18 protein-coding genes and 1 riboswitch are annotated in these 18567 nt (G+C 73.5%); of the genes, 10 read left to right on the forward strand and 8 right to left on the reverse strand.

The genetic code is table 11. From position 1 onward, the window contains the following. Positions 1 to 86: 86 nt before the first annotated feature. Positions 87 to 701 (reverse strand): hypothetical protein, encoded by a 615-nt coding sequence (locus AB0C73_RS28035; protein WP_362535556.1) that lies wholly within the window; start codon positions 699 to 701, stop codon positions 87 to 89. Positions 702 to 971: 270 nt separating this feature from the next. Here AB0C73_RS28035 and AB0C73_RS28040 point away from each other — a divergent pair, with 270 nt between their 5' ends. The 3 genes from AB0C73_RS28040 (at position 972) to AB0C73_RS28050 (ending at position 3732) form a co-directional block, all read left to right on the forward strand. Beyond that, positions 972 to 1832, forward strand: coding sequence for a bifunctional methylenetetrahydrofolate dehydrogenase/methenyltetrahydrofolate cyclohydrolase (locus AB0C73_RS28040; RefSeq protein WP_362535558.1), 861 nt, complete (start codon positions 972 to 974; stop codon positions 1830 to 1832). Beyond that, on the forward strand, positions 1733 to 2368 hold the full coding sequence (locus AB0C73_RS28045; protein ID WP_362535768.1) for a DUF3017 domain-containing protein: 636 nt from the start codon (positions 1733 to 1735) through the stop codon (positions 2366 to 2368). Before AB0C73_RS28040 ends, AB0C73_RS28045 begins: the two co-directional genes overlap by 100 nt. 374 nt (positions 2369 to 2742) lie before the next feature. Then, the gene (locus AB0C73_RS28050; RefSeq protein WP_362535561.1) at positions 2743 to 3732 is read left to right on the forward strand and encodes a malate dehydrogenase; all 990 of its coding nucleotides are present in this window, start codon (positions 2743 to 2745) and stop codon (positions 3730 to 3732) included. Positions 3733 to 3808: 76 nt separating this feature from the next. On the opposite strand, the gene AB0C73_RS28055 is transcribed toward AB0C73_RS28050, so the two are convergent. Both AB0C73_RS28055 and AB0C73_RS28060 read right to left on the reverse strand, forming a co-directional pair. Then, on the reverse strand, positions 3809 to 4582 hold the full coding sequence (locus tag AB0C73_RS28055; protein ID WP_362535564.1) for an isocitrate lyase/phosphoenolpyruvate mutase family protein: 774 nt from the start codon (positions 4580 to 4582) through the stop codon (positions 3809 to 3811). Continuing rightward, a complete protein-coding gene (locus tag AB0C73_RS28060) occupies positions 4579 to 5094 on the reverse strand; it encodes a carboxymuconolactone decarboxylase family protein (protein ID WP_362535567.1) in 516 nt (171 codons plus the stop codon). The genes AB0C73_RS28055 and AB0C73_RS28060 overlap by 4 nt, the downstream gene beginning before the upstream one ends. 47 nt (positions 5095 to 5141) lie before the next feature. Between AB0C73_RS28060 and AB0C73_RS28065 the strand changes: the two genes are divergently transcribed. Then, complete coding sequence (locus AB0C73_RS28065; RefSeq protein WP_362535570.1) at positions 5142 to 6584, forward strand: PLP-dependent aminotransferase family protein; 1443 nt, start codon at positions 5142 to 5144, stop codon at positions 6582 to 6584. On the opposite strand, the gene AB0C73_RS28070 is transcribed toward AB0C73_RS28065, so the two are convergent. Further along, positions 6518 to 7384 carry a dienelactone hydrolase family protein gene (locus AB0C73_RS28070; protein WP_362535572.1) on the reverse strand — a complete coding sequence of 289 codons (867 nt, stop codon included), beginning with the start codon at positions 7382 to 7384 and terminating at the stop codon, positions 6518 to 6520. The two genes, AB0C73_RS28065 and AB0C73_RS28070, sit on opposite strands and share 67 nt — an antisense overlap. Before the next feature lie 98 nt (positions 7385 to 7482). On the opposite strand from AB0C73_RS28070, the gene AB0C73_RS28075 reads away from it, so the two are divergent. After that, positions 7483 to 8538: a helix-turn-helix domain-containing protein gene (locus AB0C73_RS28075; RefSeq protein ID WP_362535575.1), complete on the forward strand. Its 1056-nt coding sequence runs from the start codon at positions 7483 to 7485 to the stop codon at positions 8536 to 8538. Here the strand turns inward: AB0C73_RS28075 and AB0C73_RS28080 are convergent. Continuing rightward, the gene (locus tag AB0C73_RS28080) at positions 8535 to 9407 is read right to left on the reverse strand and encodes a hypothetical protein (protein ID WP_362535769.1); all 873 of its coding nucleotides are present in this window, start codon (positions 9405 to 9407) and stop codon (positions 8535 to 8537) included. The two genes, AB0C73_RS28075 and AB0C73_RS28080, sit on opposite strands and share 4 nt — an antisense overlap. Before the next feature lie 126 nt (positions 9408 to 9533). Here AB0C73_RS28080 and AB0C73_RS28085 point away from each other — a divergent pair, with 126 nt between their 5' ends. Both AB0C73_RS28085 and AB0C73_RS28090 read left to right on the forward strand, forming a co-directional pair. After that, a complete protein-coding gene (locus tag AB0C73_RS28085; protein WP_362535578.1) occupies positions 9534 to 9845 on the forward strand; it encodes a hypothetical protein in 312 nt (103 codons plus the stop codon). Between the two features lie 7 nt (positions 9846 to 9852). Then, positions 9853 to 11037: a glutathionylspermidine synthase family protein gene (locus tag AB0C73_RS28090; RefSeq protein WP_362535581.1), complete on the forward strand. Its 1185-nt coding sequence runs from the start codon at positions 9853 to 9855 to the stop codon at positions 11035 to 11037. A gap of 24 nt (positions 11038 to 11061) precedes the next feature. On the opposite strand, the gene rocD is transcribed toward AB0C73_RS28090, so the two are convergent. Then, positions 11062 to 12282: an ornithine--oxo-acid transaminase gene (gene rocD, locus AB0C73_RS28095; RefSeq protein WP_362535584.1), complete on the reverse strand. Its 1221-nt coding sequence runs from the start codon at positions 12280 to 12282 to the stop codon at positions 11062 to 11064. Positions 12283 to 12390: 108 nt separating this feature from the next. Continuing rightward, positions 12391 to 12481: riboswitch (ZMP/ZTP riboswitch) on the forward strand. Between the two features lie 73 nt (positions 12482 to 12554). On the opposite strand from rocD, the gene glyA reads away from it, so the two are divergent. From glyA to AB0C73_RS28110, 3 genes are all read left to right on the forward strand, one after another. Further along, positions 12555 to 13886 carry a serine hydroxymethyltransferase gene (gene glyA / locus AB0C73_RS28100; protein ID WP_362535586.1) on the forward strand — a complete coding sequence of 444 codons (1332 nt, stop codon included), beginning with the start codon at positions 12555 to 12557 and terminating at the stop codon, positions 13884 to 13886. Positions 13887 to 14036: 150 nt separating this feature from the next. Next, on the forward strand, positions 14037 to 15062 hold the full coding sequence (gene trpS / locus AB0C73_RS28105) for a tryptophan--tRNA ligase (RefSeq protein WP_362535589.1): 1026 nt from the start codon (positions 14037 to 14039) through the stop codon (positions 15060 to 15062). Positions 15063 to 15177: 115 nt separating this feature from the next. After that, positions 15178 to 15768 (forward strand): 2'-5' RNA ligase family protein, encoded by a 591-nt coding sequence (locus AB0C73_RS28110; protein WP_362535592.1) that lies wholly within the window; start codon positions 15178 to 15180, stop codon positions 15766 to 15768. Positions 15769 to 15944: 176 nt separating this feature from the next. Here the strand turns inward: AB0C73_RS28110 and AB0C73_RS28115 are convergent, their stop codons facing one another. Beyond that, complete coding sequence (locus tag AB0C73_RS28115) at positions 15945 to 16706, reverse strand: decaprenylphospho-beta-D-erythro-pentofuranosid-2-ulose 2-reductase (protein WP_362535771.1); 762 nt, start codon at positions 16704 to 16706, stop codon at positions 15945 to 15947. A 79-nt stretch (positions 16707 to 16785) separates the two neighbouring features. Next, entirely contained in the window at positions 16786 to 18165 is a 1380-nt protein-coding gene (locus AB0C73_RS28120) for an FAD-binding oxidoreductase (protein ID WP_362535595.1), read from the reverse strand. Positions 18166 to 18567: the final 402 nt, after the last annotated feature.

The raw sequence follows: 18567 nt of genomic DNA on the forward strand, positions 1-18567 counted from the left end.
GGGGTGGCGGCGCGGGGCCGGGGCGCGCCCGGCGCGGGCCCCAGTGGGCGTACGCCACGAACGCCACGTAGGCCGTGGAGCGTGGATCAGAAGCGCGGGCGGTTGAACCAGGCCGAGGCCTGCGGGCCGACCATCGAGGCGAGGATGACGCCGCCGATGGCGAGGCTGACGATGCCGCCGGGGACGCCGGTCGCCTCCCCCGAGGCGAAGTTGCCGAGTGAGCCGATGAGCATCAGCGAAGCGTAGATGATCGTGAGGACCCGGATCGCGGTACCGCCGGTGGAGAACTTCACGGCGAGGAAGATGCCGAGACCGGCGATGACCAGCAGGAACACGACGATGGCGAAGCCGAAGCCGGCCAGCAGCCCGGACGCCTCCGAGGAGCTCGTCGCGCTGGACGCGGCGGCGATGCCGAGGCCCGCGATGATCGCGATGATGATCTGCAGGCCGGACACGATGTACATGATCACGCGCGCCGCGGTCATCAGACCGGGCATCTTGGCCGGGCCCTGCGGGTACCCCGGGCCGCCGTACGGCGAGACCGGCGGGGCCGCCGGGTAGCCGTAGCCCTGCTGCGGCGGGACGCCCTGCGGGGCCTGCTGGGGGTAGCCGTAGCCGGGCTGGCCCTGAGGCTGCTGGCCGTAACCGGGCTGGCCCTGCGGGGGCTGGCCGTAGGGGTTGTTCGGGTCGCCGAAGCTCATCGGGATGTTCCTCCGTTGTTTCCGGTGCGGGGGACGTCGCGGCCCTGCGCGGAGGATGTGTCATCCGTGTCTCACGACGTACGACACGCTGTGTGAGACGTATGAGTGGTTTTGCCCCCCGGCACTGCTCGCGGCACTGCGCAGATCATCGTCGTCAAAGCGGCGTCTCCTTGTCCAGTCGATACGCAGTGCAGTTGTGGCGCACTTGTGCAAGTGCAACCTCTCGCACCGAATTGGAAAGAGGCGGGGCCCATCCGGGAAGATGGCCGCATGAGCGCCCAGATTCTCGATGGCAAGGCCACCGCAGCCGCGATCAAGTCCGATCTGACCGCCCGAGTGGCGGCCCTCAAGGAGCGGGGCGTGACGCCCGGTCTCGGCACGATCCTGGTCGGCGACGACCCGGGCAGCCAGAAGTACGTCGCGGGCAAGCACCGCGACTGCGCCCAGGTGGGCATCGCCTCCATCCAGCGCGAACTCCCCGGCACCGCCACGCAGGAGGAGATCGAAGCGGTGGTGCGCGAGCTCAACGAGGACCCGGACTGCACCGGTTACATCGTGCAGCTGCCGCTGCCCAAGGGCATCGACGAGAACCGCATCCTGGAGCTCATGGACCCGGCCAAGGACGCCGACGGTCTGCACCCGATGAACCTCGGCCGGCTCGTCCTCAACGAGCCCGCGCCGCTGCCCTGCACCCCCAACGGTGTCATCACGCTGCTGCGCCGCCACGGCGTGGAGATCAAGGGCGCGGAGGTCGTGGTGGTCGGCCGCGGGGTGACCATCGGGCGTCCGATGCCGCTGCTGCTCACCCGCCGCTCCGAGAACGCGACCGTGACGCAGTGCCACACCGGCACCAAGGACCTCGCGGCGCACCTGCGGCGCGCGGACATCATCGTCGCGGCGGCGGGCGTCGGGCACCTGATCAAGCCGGAGGACGTGAAGCCGGGCGCGGCCGTGCTCGACGTCGGCGTCTCGCGCGACGCCGACGGCAAGATCGTCGGCGATGTGCACCCGGGCGTCGCCGAGGTGGCCGGCTGGATCTCCCCGAACCCGGGCGGCGTGGGCCCGATGACCCGCGCGCAGCTCCTGGTCAACGTCGTCGAGGCCGCGGAGCTCGCGGCCGGGGTCCGCTGACCGTGACCGCCTCGGACTCCGACTCCGACATGCCGGGGACGCCGGGGACGCCGGTCGCCGGTGCGAACGGCACCGAGGCCGCCGCCGAGGCCGCCGCCGAGGGCGCCGAGGTCACCGCGGAGGGTGCGGCCGGGCATCCGCGCCGGCACCCGCGGGCCAGGCTGACCACGACCACCGCCCGCCCCGAGGGCGGCGGCCGGGCGGCGCCGGGCGACGCGTCGGCGCCCGCGCGCCAGTGGCCGCTGCTCACGGTGCTCGGGCTGAGCGCGCTCGGTCTGCTGATCGTCGGTACGGACCTGTTCCCGCAGTCCTTCCGGGTCGGCACGCTCCTGGTCGGCGCGGCGCTGCTCACCGGTGCGGTGATGCGCCGTGTCCTGCCGTCGGTCGGCATGCTGGCGGTGCGCTCGCGCTTCACCGACATGATCACGTACGGGGTGATGGGCGGCCTGATCGTGCTGCTCGCGCTCATGGTGCAGCCGGAGCCGTGGCTGCGGATCCCGTTCCTGGAGGACGTCCTCCATCTGACGGTGAGCTGAGCGGTGAGCTGAGCGATGGGCTGAGTGGTGAGCTGAGCCGGAACGAAGCCGGAACGGCAGCGACGGCGCCCGTCCTCTCCCCCGTGGGAGGACGGGCGCCGCCGTGTCTCCAGGGTCATGTACGTGCCAAGGGTGGATCAAGGTCCGCCGGGGCCTTGTGGCACGGAGGTGACGGAGGTGACGATTCCGGTACGTGACCCCCTGCGCGACGCGCAGTGAGACGCACCACAAGGGGGTGGGGGTGCGCACCGGCGCGGGTCCGATAGCCTGACCGCTGGATATCTCTTCACGTCGAGACATCGATCGATCAAGGGGAGACATCCAGCATCAGGGGCAAGGGAAACCCCGCCGCCAGCTGTCTTCTGGAGATCGCCATGACCCGCACTCCCGTGAATGTCACCGTGACCGGCGCGGCCGGCCAGATCGGCTACGCGCTGCTCTTCCGCATCGCCTCCGGCCACCTGCTCGGCGCGGACGTGCCGGTCAAGCTGCGCCTCCTCGAGATCCCGCAGGGCGTCAAGGCCGCCGAGGGCACCGCCATGGAGCTCGACGACTGCGCGTTCCCGCTGCTCAAGGGCATCGACATCTTCGACAACCCGAACCAGGGCTTCGAGGGTGCCAACATCGGCCTGCTCGTCGGCGCTCGCCCGCGCGGCCCGGGCATGGAGCGCGGTGACCTGCTCGCCGCCAACGGCGGCATCTTCAAGCCGCAGGGCGAGGCCATCGCCGCCCACGCCGCGGACGACATCAAGGTCCTGGTCGTCGGCAACCCGGCCAACACCAACGCCCTGATCGCCCAGTCGGCCGCCAAGGGCGTCCCGGCCGAGCGCTTCACCGCGATGACCCGCCTGGACCACAACCGCGCCCTGACGCAGCTGGCCCAGAAGACCGGCTCCTCGGTCACGGACATCAAGCGCCTCACCATCTGGGGCAACCACTCCGCGACCCAGTACCCGGACATCTTCCACGCGGAGATCGCCGGCAAGAACGCCGCCGAGGTCGTCGACGACCAGGCGTGGCTGGCCGACACCTTCATCCCGACCGTCGCCAAGCGCGGCGCCGCGATCATCGACGCCCGTGGCGCGTCCTCCGCCGCCTCCGCCGCGAACGCCGCCATCGACCACGTCCACACCTGGGTCAACGGCACCGCCGAGGGCGACTGGACCTCCATGGGTGTCCCGTCCGACGGCTCCTACGGCGTCCCGGAGGGCCTGATCTCCTCCTTCCCGGTCACCTGCAAGGACGGCAAGTACGAGATCGTCCAGGGCCTGGACATCAACGAGTTCTCCCGCACCCGCATCGACGCCTCGGTCAACGAGCTCGTCGAGGAGCGCGACGCGGTGCGCGAGCTGGGCCTGATCTGAGCCTGACCGCACGTCACGACGCCCCCGGCCGGATTCTCCGGTCGGGGGCGTCGTGACGTCTGACCCCTACGCACCCCTACGCGCCGCGCGACTCCTCGGCCAGGGCCTCGGCGAGGGCCGAGACGTGGTCGAGCGTACGGAGCAGCAGGCCCGGCCCGAAGGTGATGCGGGTCGCGCCGAGCCGGCCCAGTTCCGCGAACGGCGGACCGCCCTTCCCGGCGAGGGCGTTGAGGGGCAGGGCGTCGCCGAGGCCGGCCCGCAGGGCCGGCAGGTCGGTGACCGGGGCGAGGATCGGATAGACGCAGTCCGCGCCCGCCGCCGCGTACAGCCGGGCGCGCTCCAGGGCCGCGGAGGCGGCGGACCCGGGCTCGGACCCGGACTCGGACTCGGGCCCGGCGTGAAGGTAGACGTCGACGCGCGCGTTGACGAACAGCGCGTGGCCGGCCTCCGCCCGTACCGCCGCCAGCCACTCGGCGTGCTCGTGCGCGTCCTTCAGGCCGCGCGGGCCGTCCGAGTCCTCCAGGTTCACGCCGACCGCGCCGGTCTCCAGGATCCGCCCGACCAGCTCCTTCGGCGCGAGCCCGTACCCGCCCTCCAGGTCCGCCGTCACCGGGACGGACACCGCGCGGACGATCCGTGCGACCTGGGCGAACATCTCGTCGGCGGGCGTGCTCCCGTCCTCGTACCCGAGCGATCGCGCGATCCCGGCGCTGGGCGTGGCGAGCGCCGGGAAGCCGGCCGCCTCGAAGGCGCGGGCGCTCGCCGCGTCCCACGGCCCGGGCAGCACCAGCGGATCGCCGGCCGCCCGGCCCAGGTGCAGCGCGCGCAGCGTGCGTACGGCCTGGCTCACCGCTTCAACGCCCCCGGGGTGTGGTGACCCGGGACCATCCGGGTGGTGACGGCGATCCGGTTCCAGGAGTTGATCGCCACGATCGCGCCGATGACATGCGCGAGCTCGGTCTCGTCGAAGTGGCGGGCGGCCTCCGCGTACACCTCGTCCGGCACGAAGCCGTCGGTGAGGACGGTCACCGCCTCCGTCAGTGCCAGCGCGGCCAGCTCCCGCTCCGTGTAGAAGTGCCTCGACTCCCGCCAGGCCGACAGCTGCACGATCCGCTGCACGTCCTCGCCCGCCGCGAGCGCGTCCTTGGTGTGCATGTCCAGGCAGAAGGCGCAGTTGTTGATCTGCGAGGCGCGGATCTTGATCAGCTCGTAGAGCTTCGGCTCGACATGCCGGGACGCGGCGATCTCCAGGCCGACCATGGCCTTGTAGAACTCCGGGTGCCGCTCGGGGAACGCCTGCCGGGCCGGGTGCTCCGGCGCGTACGCGGTCGCGGTGGTGGTCTGCGCGGTTGTGGTGGTCATGCCGACCACCGTACGGACCGGATGGCGCCCGGGTATGGTCCATTCCCATGGCAAACGAGTGGGCCACTTTCGGCGCCGACCTGCATCTCGAACCGCACGGGCCCGGGCTGCGCGAGGGCCTGATGAACGCGCTCCGCGACGCCGTGCGCAGCGGGCGGCTCGCGGCGGGCACCCGGCTGCCGTCCTCGCGCTCGCTCGCCGTCGACCTCGGCGTGGCCCGTAACACCGTCGCCGACGCGTACGCCGAGCTCGTCGCCGAGGGCTGGCTGACCGCCCGGCAGGGCTCGGGCACCCGGGTGGCCCGGCGCTCCGAACCCCGCACGGCACCGGGCCAGGGGCGGCCTCCGGGCCGCGCCGCCGCCGTCCGGTCCGTCGCCGCGCCGCCGCCCGGGAAACCCACGTACAACCTGAGCCCCGGCACCCCCGACCTGGCCTCCTTCCCCCGCTCCGAGTGGCTCAAGGCCTCCCGCAAGGCGCTCCTCGCCGCGCCGGACGAGGCCTTCGGTTACGGCGATCCGCGCGGCCGGATCGAACTGCGCACCGTGCTCGCCGAGTACCTCGCGCGGGCGCGGGGCGTGTACGCGCGGCCCGAACGGATCGTGCTCTGCGCGGGGTTCGTGCACGGCCTGATGCTGATGGGGCAGGTGCTGCGGGCCCGCGGAGTGCGGGACGTGGCGGTCGAGTCGTACGGCCTGGACGTCCACTGGGACCTGCTCGCCCGGTCCGGTCTGCGGATGCCGGCCCTGCCGTTCGACGAACGCGGCACCTGCACCCAGGAGCTGGGTTCGGGGTCGGACGGTCTGGGCGCGGTCGGCGCGGTCCTGATGACCCCCGCCCACCAGTTCCCGACCGGCGGCGCGCTCCAGCCCGACCGGCGCGCGGCGGCCGTCGACTGGGCGCGGTCCGCCGGGGGCCTGATCCTGGAGGACGACTACGACGGCGAGTTCCGCTACGACCGGCAGCCCGTCGGCGCGCTCCAGGGCCTCGACCCGGAGCGGGTGGTCTACCTCGGCACCGCGAGCAAGTCCCTCGCGCCGGGCCTGCGGATCGCCTGGATGGTGCTGCCGGAGCAGCTCGTCGACGAGGTGGCGGCGGCGAAGGGCGGGGTCGACTGGATGTCCAGCGCACCCGACCAGCTGACCTTCGCGGAGTTCCTCGGCTCCGGCGCCTACGACCGGCATGTGCGCGCGATGCGGCTGCGCTACCGGCGCCGCCGCGACCAGCTCGTCGCCGCGGTCGCCGCCCGCTCGCCCGAGACCCGGATCAGCGGCATCGCGGCCGGACTGCACGCGGTCCTCGAACTCCCCGAGGGCAGCGAGGAGTCGGTGCTCCGCGCCGCCGCCTTCCAGGGACTCGCCCTCCTCGGTGTCAACCGCTTCCGGCACCCGACCGTCCCGCGCACCCGCGACGCCCTCGTCGTCGGCTACGGCACTCCGTCGGACAGCGCCTGGGCGGGTGCGCTGGAGGCGCTGTGCCGGGTGCTGCCCTGAGGAAGCAGGCGGGTGGCGAGGAAGGCGAGGATCTCGTCGCGGGCGCGGACGGTGGGATGCCCGGCCTCGTCGACGAGGTGGGCGGTGACGACGCTGTGCGGGGTGCCGACGAGCTCGGCGAAGAAGGGCGGCGGGGCGGGGTTGGCGGCGGTGTCGGGCAGGACCCGCCCGTCGAACGCGTCGCCGAGCAGCGCCCGGTACGCGGCGAAGCGCTGCCCGGTGCACCAGCGGTCGCCCTCGAAGCGGTGGGCGAGGACCGTGAGCCCGTCGCGGGCCAGCCGGTCGCGGACGGCCCGCGCGTCGGCCGGGTCGAGTTCGAGTCCGGCGGGGTCGTCGAGGGGGAGGGAGGGGTGGTTGACGACGGGGGCGATCACCGCGGGCTCCAGGGCCATGGTGAGCGCGAAGTTGCCGGTGAAGCACAGGCCGATCGCGCCGACCCCGGGCCCGCCGCACGCCGCGTGCGCCTGCCGCGCCAGGCCGCGCAGCCACAGCGTGACGGGGCTGGTGCCGCCGCCCGCGAAGGCCCGGAACTCCGCGCTGACGCAGGCGCGGCGCATGACCTCCCTGCCGCCCTCGACCGTGGGGAAGGCGCCGTCGGTGCCGAACAGGGACGGCACGTGCACGGTGAACCCCGCGTCCCGCACCCAGCGGGCGAGCCGCAGCACGTCGGGGCTGATGCCCGGCATCTCGGGCAGTACGACGACCGCGGGCCCGGCCCCGGCCACGTACACGGTCTTGGTCACGCCGTCGACGCTCATGGGCCGGCGGTCGAAGTCGTCGATCGGATCGTCCTCGCTCATGGGGCAAGGGTGGCGGGCGTTCCGGTGCCCCGTTGAGGGGCGGGATCGCCAAGGAGGCGGGTAATCTCGCCAGTCGGAGTCGACGGAGGTACGGGCCGATGGCGGAGGAACCGAACGGGCCGGTCGCCCTGCGGGGCGCGCCGGGGCCGAACGGGCCCGAGGAACCGGGCGCGCCGGGGGAGCTGCGGGTCGGGGTCCTGGCCTATCCGGGCTGCTTCGCGTCCGAAGTCTTCGGCGTCCCCGACCTGTTGACGATGGCCGCGCATGTCGCGGGGCCGGAGGCGCCCGGCTACCGGGTCGCGATCGTCTCGCCGCGGCGGCGGGTCGTCGCCTCCGGGGGCGCGCGGCTCGACGTGCGCCCGCTGCGCGAGGTGGACGTCCTCGTCGTGCCCGGCTTCGAACTGCGCCCGGGCACGGGCGACGTGGAGGCGCGGCTCGCCGGTCTCGCGCCGGAGGCCGCGGCGGTCCGCGCGCAGGCCGCCGCGGGCACGGCCGTCGTGTCGCTGTGCGTGGGCGCGTTCCTGCTGGCCGAGGCGGGGCTCCTCGACGGGCGCCGGGCCACGACGTCATGGCTGCACGCGGGCGAACTCGCCCGGCGCTGCCCGGGGGCCGACGTGCGGCCCGAGCACCTCGTCGTCACGGACCGGGGCGTGACGACCACGGCCGCGTTCAGCGCCATGTACGACTTCGCCCTCGACCTGGTCCGCCGCCACAGCGGCGCGCGGGTCGCCCGTACGACGGCGCGGGTGGCCCTCGTCGACGACGCCCGCACCTCCCAGACCCCGTACGTCGACCCCCGCCTGCTGCCACGGCCCGGCAGCGACTTCTCCCAGCGGGTCATGCGCCACCTCGACCAGAACCTCGCCGCCCGCTACGACCTGCCGGCCCTCGCCGCCGCCTTCGGCGTCAGCACCCGCACCCTCCTCCGCCGCTTCTCCGCCGAGACCGGCCGCACCCCCCTGGCCCACCTCCAGGCCTCCCGCGTCCGACGCGCCCGCCATCTCCTGGAGACCACCGACCGCACCGTCGCCGCCATCGCCGCCGCGATCGGCTACCGGGACCCCGGCACCTTCGCCACCCTCTTCCACCGCCACACGGGCCGGCGCCCGAGCGCGTACCGCACGGCGTTCCGCCGGGGCGGGGACGGTGCCTAACGAGGCTCCGCCCCGGCCTCCGCCTCCGCTCCCGCCTCCGTCGCGCCCCCGGTCCCGTGCTCCGCCCCCGGCGCCTCCCCGAACCGCGCCAGCGTCAGCGAGCCCGCCACCGCCACCGCGAAACCCAGGACCGCCAGCCAGCCCAGGCCCTCCCGGGTGCGGTCGCCGAGCCAGACGACGCCGACGAGGGCCGGGCCGATGGTCTCGCCGAGGACCAGGCCCGCGGTGGCGGTGGTGACCGCGCCGCGGTTCAGGGCCGAGGTGAGGAGGAGGAAGGCGCCACCACCGCCGACGAGAAGCGCGTAGAGGGCGGGGTCGGTCAGGTCGAAGGAGTCGATCAGACGGACCGCGATCTCGACCACACCGAAGCCGAAGCCGGCCGAGAGGCCCAGCGTCAGGGCGCGCGGACGGTCCGGGAGCCGGCCGGCCGCCGCGCCGACGGCGAGGACGCCGAAGGCCACCACGAGCAGCCCCCAGGAGAGACCGGCCCCGCCGCCCTCGTGGCCCTCACGGCCGGCGGCGAGCGCCAGCATCGCGAGGCCCAGACAGACCACCGCCACCGCGCCCCACTCCGTACGGCTGAGCCGCACATGGAGCAGCCGCGAGGCCAGCACCGCCGTCACGGCGAGGCTCGCCGCGAGCGCCGCCCCCACCGCGTAGATCGGCAGCGTCCGCAGCGCCACGATCTGCAGGACGAAGCCGAGTCCGTCAAGCCCCAGCCCCGCCACGTACCGCCACTGGCGCAGCGCCCGCCACAGCAGCGCGACGTCGACCCCGCCCCCCGTACCGGGTTCGACGGCCCGGGCGGCGAGCGCCTGGAAGACGGAGGCGGCGCCGAAACAGACGGCCGATCCGAGCGCGCAGATCATCCCAAGGATCACGAAAGGGACTCTAGTGCGACGGGGATCGGGCGCGTGTTCACGCCGGGCCTACACTGTGCGCTCGCAACCGGGTACGGGCAGCCTGCCCGGCCGGCAGGGGAGGACGGGACGGACATGCGCAGACTGAGGTCGACCACTGTGGTCCTGGGCGGAGTGGGCGTGCTCGCCGCGACGCTCACCGCCTGCTCCTCCGAGCCCGACCGGCGCTGCATCGACCCGGTGACCTACAAGGAGCTGCCGGACTACGAGTGCGGCGACGGTGACGGCAGCGGCGACGGCGACAGCGACGGCTCCAGCCACAGCCACTCCGGCCGCTACTACTACGGCGGCTCCTCCAGCAGCGGCAAGGTCAGCGGCGGCAGCTTCGACAGGTCCGCCGTCTCCAGCGGCGGCTTCGGCGGCCACGGTTCCTCCTCCGGCGGCTGATCCGGCCGTGCAGCGCCACACCATCGAACCGCGCCCCGGCTGGCAGCAGACCGTCGAGGAACAGGGCCTGATCTACCCCCTGACCCGCTACCCCGACGACTCCCTGCGCCCCTACTGGGACGAGAGCGCCTACTACTCCTTCAGCCTGCCCGAGGTCGAGGCCATGGAGGAGGTCGTCGAGGAGCTGCACGCCATGTGCCTCGCCGCGGCGGCGCACATCGTCGAGAAGAACCGGTTCGCCGAACTCGGCATCACCGACCCGCGGCTCGCGAGGCGGGTCGCCGAGTCCTGGCGCCGCCGGGACGAACTCCCCACCATCTATGCCCGCTTCGACCTGCGCTACGACGGCACCGGCCCGGCGAAGATGCTGGAGTACAACGCCGACACCCCCACCTCCCTGGTGGAGGCCGCCAGCCCCCAGTGGTTCTGGATGGAGGAGCGCTTCCCCGGCGCCGACCAGTGGAACTCGCTCCACGAGCGCCTCGTCGACGCCTGGAAGCGGCAGGCGCACCTGCTGCCGCCCGGCAGCCCCGTGCACTTCGTGCACTCCGACGCCGACGAGCTCGGCGAGGACCTGATGACGGTCGCGTACCTCCGCGAGACCGCCCAGCAGGCCGGCCTCGCCACCGAGGCGCTGTCCGTCGAGCGGATCGGCTGGGACCGCATCTCCGGGCGCTTCGTCGACGACCGGCTGCGCTTCATCCGCGCCTGCTTCAAGCTCTACCCGTGGGAGTGGCTCACCACGGACCGCTTCGGCCCGCACGTCCTCGACACCCTCGACAACGGCGGCGGCACCGGCTCCACCTGCTGGATCGAGCCCGCCTGGAAGATGCTGCTCTCCAACAAGGCCCTGCTCGCGATCCTGTGGGAGCTCCACCCCGGCCACCCGAACCTGCTGCCCGCCTATCTCGACGGACCGCGCGAACTGGCCACCACCACGGGCTGGGTGGCCAAGCCGCTGCTCGGCCGCGAGGGCGCCGGCGTCACCCTCCACGAGCCGGGCGACGCCGTGGTCCTGCGCGACGAGCCCGTCTGCTACCAGGAGCTGGCCCCGCTGCCCGACTTCGACGGCAACCGCGTCGTACTCGGCGCGTGGACGGTCGGCGACGAGTCGGCGGGCCTCGGCATCCGCGAGTCGGCGGGCCCGGTCACGGACGAGTACGCGCGCTTCATCCCGCACGTGATCCTCTGACCGGTCCGGGCCCGCCGCGGATCGTCAGGCCGACAGCACCGCCCGCAGCTGCTCAAGACCCCAGTCCAGGTCCTCCTTCGAGATCACCAGCGGCGGCGCGATCCGGATCGTCGAGCCGTGGGTGTCCTTCACCAGCACCCCGCGCTCCATCAGCCGCTCCGAGATCTGCCGGCCCGTGCCCTTCGCGGGTGCGATGTCCACGCCCGCCCACAGGCCCCGTCCGCGGACCGCCTCCACCGCGCCGCCGCCGACCAGGAGGCCGAGCTCCGCGTGCAGGTGCTCGCCCAGTTCCGCGGCCCGCTGCTGGTACTCGCCGGTGCGCAGCATCGCGATCACCTCCAGGGCGACCGCACAGGCCAGCGGGTTGCCGCCGAAGGTCGAGCCGTGCTCGCCCGGGCGGAAGACGCCGAGCACGTCGCGGTTCGCGACCACCGCCGACACCGGCACCACGCCGCCGCCGAGCGCCTTGCCGAGGATGTAGACGTCCGGCACCACGCCCTCGTGCTCACAGGCGAACGTACGGCCGGTGCGGCCCAGGCCCGACTGGATCTCGTCGGCCATGAACAGCACGTTCCGCCGGGCCGTCAGCTCCCGCACCCCGCGCAGATAGCCGGGCGGCGGGACCAGGACGCCCGCCTCGCCCTGGATGGGTTCGAGCAGCACCGCCACCGTGTTCTCGGTGACCGCCGTCTCCAGGGCCGTCAGGTCCCCGTACGGCACGATCTCGAAGCCCGGCGTGTACGGGCCGAAGTGGTCGCGCGCCTCGTGGTCCGTGGAGAAGGAGATGATCGTCGTCGTCCGGCCGTGGAAGTTGTTCGCCGCGACCACGATCTTCGCGTGCCCGTCCGGCACGCCCTTCACCTCGTACCCCCACTTGCGGGCGGTCTTCACCGCCGTCTCGACGGCCTCCGCCCCCGTGTTCATGGGCAGCACCGCCTCCTTGCCGCACAGCTCGGCCAGGCGCGCGCAGAACTCCCCGAACCGGTCGTGGTGGAAGGCCCGCGAGGTCAGCGTCACCCGCTCCAGCTGCGCCTTGGCGGCGTCGATCAGGCGGCGGTTGCCGTGGCCGAAGTTGAGCGCCGAGTACCCGGCGAGCATGTCGAGGAAGCGGCGCCCCTCGACATCGGTCATCCACGCGCCCTCGGCGGAGGCGACGACCACGGGGAGGGGATGGTAGTTGTGAGCGCTGTGCGCGTCCGCGGCAGCGATCTCGGCTTGCGTGCTCGACGACGACGTACTCGACACGGGATCTCCGTTCGTCCTTCGGCCTGAGGCGGGTGTGCTCCCTGTTCTTATCGTCGCTCGTATGCCGGACGGGGAAACCTCTCGTGACGGCGCGCCCGATAGTCTGGAAACACGCACGGCGACTGGCGTACGGGGAACGGACCCCGGGGGAGCCGTGCGCGGCAGACCACACGAGGTGCCGCCCGCCTGGGCATCCCGGAACCGAACAGGTCCCGCGTGGTGCCGCGCAGCGCGTAGCGCACCGGGACCTCCTGCCCGGAGGAGCGCACGCCATGACCCTTCCCGCCCACCACGCCGACCTTCCCGCCCACCACGCCGACCTTCCCGCCCACCACGCCGACCTTCCCGCCCACCACCCCGCACTCTCCGCCGCCGACCCCGAGCTCGCCGCGCTCGTCGGCGCCGAGGAGCGGCTCCAGGCCGAGACCCTCCGTCTCATCCCCAGCGAGAACTACGTCTCCGCCGCCGTCCTGGAGGCCTCCGGCACCGTCCTGCAGAACAAGTACAGCGAGGGCTACCCCGGGCGCCGCTACTACGAGGGCCAGCAGAACATCGACCAGGTCGAGAGCCTGGCCATCGCCCGCGCCAAGGCGCTCTTCGGCGTCGACCACGCGAACGTGCAGCCGTACTCCGGCTCCCCGGCCAACCTCGCCGTCTACCTCGCCTTCGCGCAGCCCGGCGACACCGTCATGGGAATGGCCCTGCCCATGGGCGGCCACCTCACCCACGGCTGGGGCGTCTCCGCCACCGGCAAGTGGTTCCGGGGCGTCCAGTACGGCGTACGGCAGGACAACGGGCTGATCGACTTCGACCAGGTCCGCGAGCTCGCCCTCGCCGAGCGCCCCAAGGTGATCTTCTGCGGCGGCACGGCGCTGCCCCGCACGATCGACTTCGCCGCCTTCGGGGAGATCGCCCGCGAGGCCGGCGCCGTGCTCGTCGCCGACGTCGCCCACATCGCGGGCCTCATCGCCGGCGGCGCCCACCCGTCCCCCGTACCGCACGTCGACGTGATCTCCACGACCACCCACAAGACCCTGCGCGGCCCGCGCGGCGCGATGCTGATGTGCCGCGAGGAGCACGCCAAGGCGATCGACAAGGCCGTCTTCCCCGGCCTCCAGGGCGGCCCGCACAACCAGACCACCGCCGCCATCGCCGTCGCCCTGCGCGAGGCGGCCCAGCCCTCCTTCCGGGACTACGCCTCCGCCGTCGTCGCCAACGCCCGGGCCCTCGCCGAGGCACTGCTCGCCCGCGGCTTCGACCTGGTCTCCGGCGGCACCGACAACCACCTGATCCTCATGGACCTCACCCCCAAGGAGGTCCCCGGCAAGGTCGCCGCCAAGGCCCTCGACCGGGCCGGGATCGTCGTGAACTACAACACCGTCCCGTACGACACCCGCAAGCCCTTCGACCCCTCCGGCGTCCGCATCGGCACCCCGTCCCTCACCTCCCGCGGCCTCGGCGTCACGCACATGCCGCAGGTCGCCGAGTGGATCGACCGGGGTGTCGCCGCGGCGGGCAAGGGCGACGAGGACGCCCTCGCCGTGATCCGCGCCGAGGTCGCCGAGCTGATGGGCGCCTTCCCGGCCCCGGGCCTGCCCGTCTGACGGTCCGCCCGTCCGAACCCGCTCGACCGGGTGAGACGCGGGTGTGTTCCGCGTCTCACCACCCTGCGGTGGGCGGGCGTTCCACCCTGCGGTGGGTGGGTGCTCCGGGGCAGTCCGAGAACGCCCCCCGCACCTGAGAGAATGATGAGCATGGCCTCTGATGCTCGTGATGCTCGTCCGCGTGTGCTCTCCGGAATCCAGCCCACCGCAGGCTCGTTCCACCTCGGCAACTACCTCGGCGCCGTCCGCCAGTGGGTCGCCCTGCAGGAGTCGCACGACGCCTTCTACATGGTCGTGGACCTGCACGCCATCACGGTCCCGCAGGACCCGGCCGAGCTGCGTGCCAACACCCGCCTCGCGGCCGCCCAGCTGCTCGCCGCCGGTCTCGACCCGGAGCGCTGCACCCTCTTCGTCCAGAGCCACGTCCCCGAGCACGCGCAGCTCGGCTGGGTCATGAACTGCCTCACCGGCTTCGGCGAGGCCTCCCGCATGACCCAGTTCAAGGACAAGTCCGCCAAGCAGGGTGCCGACCGCGCCACCGTCGGCCTCTTCACGTACCCGATCCTCCAGGTCGCGGACATCCTGCTCTACCAGGCCCACCAGGTCCCGGTCGGCGAGGACCAGCGCCAGCACATCGAGCTGACCCGCGACCTCGCGGAGCGCTTCAACGGGCGCTTCGGCGAGACGTTCACGATCCCGGCGCCGTACATCCTCAAGGAGACGGCGAAGATCTACGACCTCCAGGACCCGGCGATCAAGATGAGCAAGTCGGCGTCCACGCCGAAGGGCCTCATCAACCTGCTCGACGATCCGAAGACGACGGCGAAGAAGGTCAAGAGCGCGGTCACCGACACCGACACGGTGATCCGCTTCGACCCGGAGAACAAGGCCGGCGTCTCCAACCTCCTCACCATCATGTCCGTGCTCACCGACACGTCGGTCGCCGACCTGGAGAAGAGCTACGAGGGCAAGATGTACGGCGCCCTGAAGACCGACCTCGCCGAGGTCATGGTGGACTTCGTCACTCCCTTCCGGACCCGCACCCAGGAGTACCTGGACGACCCGGAGACGCTGGACTCGGTCCTGGCCAAGGGCGCGGAGAAGGCGCGTACGGTCGCCGCCGAGACGCTGGCGCAGGCGTACGAGAAGATCGGCTTCCTGCCCGCCAAGCACTGAGCCGGGCGCGAGCCGGGCACCGAGTCCAAGGACCCTGGCCCAAAGGGTGGTGCCTGCCGCACACTGGCGGCTGGCACCACCCGACACAAGTCGACCGACACCGGAGGAGAACGACGTGGGGACCGTAACGCTCGGCGTTTCGATCGCGGTCCCGGAGCCTCACGGCAGCCTGCTCCAGGAGCGCCGCGCGGGCTTCGGGGACCCCGCCGCGCACGGCATTCCGACCCACGTCACCCTGCTGCCGCCGACCGAGGCCGACGAGGCGCGGCTGCCGGAGATCGCGGCGCACCTCGCCGCGATCGCGGCGCACAGCGAGCCCTTCGCGATGCGCCTGGCGGGCACCGGCACCTTCCGTCCGCTGTCCCCGGTCGTCTACGTGCGGCTCGTCGAGGGCGCGGCCGACTGCGACCGCCTCCAGCAGCTGGTCCGCGACGGGGCCGGCCCGGTCCCGCGCGAGCTCCAGTTCCCGTACCACCCGCACGTCACCGTCGCGCACGGCATCGCCGAGGAGGCGATGGACCGGGCCTACGAGGACCTCGCCGGGTACGAGGCCGCCTGGACCTGCCGTTCCTTCGCGCTGTACGAGCAGGGCGCGGACGAGGTGTGGCGCAAGCTGTGCGACTACGAGTTCGGCAGCGGCCGCACGATCTCGGCGGTCCCGGCCCAGGGCGGCAGCCCGGTCGACGCGCCGGCCGTCACGCCGTAGCGCGTCCGGCTGGGCCGGCGGAGGCGGGGCGGCGGACCCAGGGCCCGCGCCGGGCGGGCGCCGGAGGAGGCGGGGCGGCGGACCCGCGGCCTGCGCCGGTCGGGCACCAGCAGCAGACTTCGGCCCGCGCCGGGCGGGCGCCGGGGCGGGCCGCACCCCTGCCCCCGCCCGTACGCCTACACCGGCAGGCGGCGGAACAGCGGACGCGGTACGTGCCGCAGGGCCGACATCACCGCGCGCAGTGCGCCCGGTACCCACACCGTCTCCGAGCGGCGGCGCAGCCCCAGCTCGATCGCCGTCGCGACCGCCTCCGGGGTGGTCGCGAGCGGCGCCTCCGCGAGGCCCGCGGTCATCCTGGTGCGGACGAAGCCGGGCCGTACCACCATCACGTGCACGCCCGTGCCGTACATCGCGTCGCCGAGGCCCTGCGCGAAGGCGTCGAGCCCGGCCTTCGACGAGCCGTAGATGAAGTTGGCCCGCCGGGGCCGCTCGCCCGCCACCGACGAGAGCACCACCAGCGAGCCGTGCCCCTGCGCCTGGAGCGCCTGGGCGCAGACCAGACCGGCCGAGACGGCGCCGGTGTAGTTGGTCTGGGCGACCCGTACCGCCGAGAGCGGGTCCGACTCGTCGCGCACCTGGTCGCCGAGGACGCCGAAGGCGAGCAGGACGACGTCGATGTCGCCCTCGGTGAAGATCTTCCCGAGCCGTTCCTCGTGGGACTCGGTGTCGAGGGCGTCGAAGGGCACGGTGTGCACCTGGACGCCGTCGCCCAGCCCCCGCAGGGACTCCGCGGCGGCGGTGAGCCCGGGGGAGGGGCGGCCGGCCAGCCAGACCGTACGGGTGCGCCGGGCGATCAGCCGGCGGGCGGTGGCGAGGCCGATCTCGGAGGTGCCGCCGAGGAGGAGGAGGGACTGGGGTGCGCCGAAGGCGTCCTTCATGACGTTCACGCTCCGGAGGGTGGCGGGGGCAGGGACTGGACGGCAGGGGACGGGATCAGGGGTTCAGGGGTTCGGGGGTTCAGAGGCCGAGCCGGCGGGCCAGGTCGGAGACGAAGACCGAGCGCGGGTCGAGCGCGGCGCGCAGCTCGCGGAAGTCGCCGAGCCGGGGGTACATCGCGGCGAGCAGCTCGGGCCGGAGGCGCGAGTCCTTGGCGAGGTAGACGCGCCCGCCGGCCGCGACGACCTCCTCGTCCAGTTCGTCGAGGAAGGCGCCGAGACCGCTGAGCGAGGCCGGGATGTCGAGCGCCAGCGTCCAGCCGGGCAGCGGGAAGGACAGCCAGCCGGGGTCGGCCTCGCCGAAGCGCTTCAGGACGGCGAGGAAGGACGGGCAGCCGCGGGTGGCGATCCGGCGCACCACGCGGCGCAGGGTCTCCTCCTGGCCGTGGCCGACGACGAACTGGTACTGGACGAAGCCACCGCGCCCGTACACCCGGTTCCAGTGCGGCACGCCGTCGAGGGGGTGGAAGAAGGACCCGAGGCGCTGGAGGCGGCCGGTGGAGCGGCGGGGGGCCTTGCGGTACCAGAGCTCGTTGAACAGGCCGACGGTGGTGCGGCCGAGCAGCCCCTCGGGGACGTACGCGGGGGCCGCGGGCAGCCGTCCCGGCCGGAAGGCGAGGGGCGCGCGCCGGGCCCGGACGGGCAGGGTGTCGTACGGGGCGTGGTCGCCGCGGGTGAGGACGGCGCGGCCGGTCGCGGCGCCGCGCGCGAGCAGGTCGATCCAGGCGACGGAGTAGCGGTAGCGGTGGTCGGTGGCGGTGAGCCGGGCCATCAGGTCGTCGAGGTCGGTGGCGCGTTCGGTGTCGACGCGCATCAGGGAGGTCTCGACGGGCAGCAGGCGCAGCGTCACGGAGAGGATCACGCCGGTCAGGCCCATGCCGCCGGCGGTGGCGTCGAAGAGCGGGGTGCCGGGGGTGACCGTGTGGACCTGCCCGTCGGCGGTGAGCAGGTCGAGGGCGACGACGTGCCGGGAGAAGGAGCCGGAGACGTGGTGGTTCTTGCCGTGGATGTCGGCGCCGAGGGCTCCGCCGACGGTGACGTAGCGGGTGCCGGGGGTCACGGGCACGAACCAGCCGAGCGGCAGCAGCACCTCCATGAGGTGGTGCAGGCTCACACCGGCGTCGCAGACGACCAGCCCGGCCTCGGCGTCGACGGCGCGGATCCGGGCGAGCCCGGTCATGTCGAGCACGGCGCCCCCGGCGTTCTGCGCCGCGTCCCCGTATGCCCGCCCCAGCCCCCGCGCGATCGACCCCCGCGCCCCGCACGTCCGCACGGCCGCGGCGGCCTCCTCGTACGTCCGCGGCCGGATCACCCGCGCGTGGGTGGGGGCGGTCCGGCCCCAGCCGGTGAGGGTGTCGATGTCCGCGTCCGCGTCGGCGACGGAGGGCGTGTCGGCTGCCATGGGATGACCGTATAGCCGGGAGTGTCGCTTATGCCGGGATTGGTGGCCGGTTCGCCGAAATGGGTGATTAAACGAGTGTCAGGAAAGCCTCCCGCCCTGTGAGCGGTGTCGGCGCGTCAGAGTCGCCGATGGCCGGACGCGGACGTGCGTGCGCTGACACGGGGAGGCGAACCATGAGGACGGTTGACAGGCCCGGGGCCGGTGTTGTGCCTGCTGGCGACGGGCGGGCCGCCGGTGGGGTGGTGGCGTCGGCGGCCCCGGCGGGGCCCGCGCCCGGCGCAGGGGCGGCCGTCGAACCCGTACCGGACTCGTCCGGAGCGGGGACCGGGCCTGTTCGCGGGCTTGCCGGCCGCGGGGCGGGAGAGTCCGCGTCGGCTGCCGGGTCCGGGGGCCGTACGGAGG

It is taken from the genome of Streptomyces sp. NPDC048623, assembly GCF_040650755.1.
Taxonomy (GTDB): Bacteria; Actinomycetota; Actinomycetes; order Streptomycetales; family Streptomycetaceae; genus Streptomyces.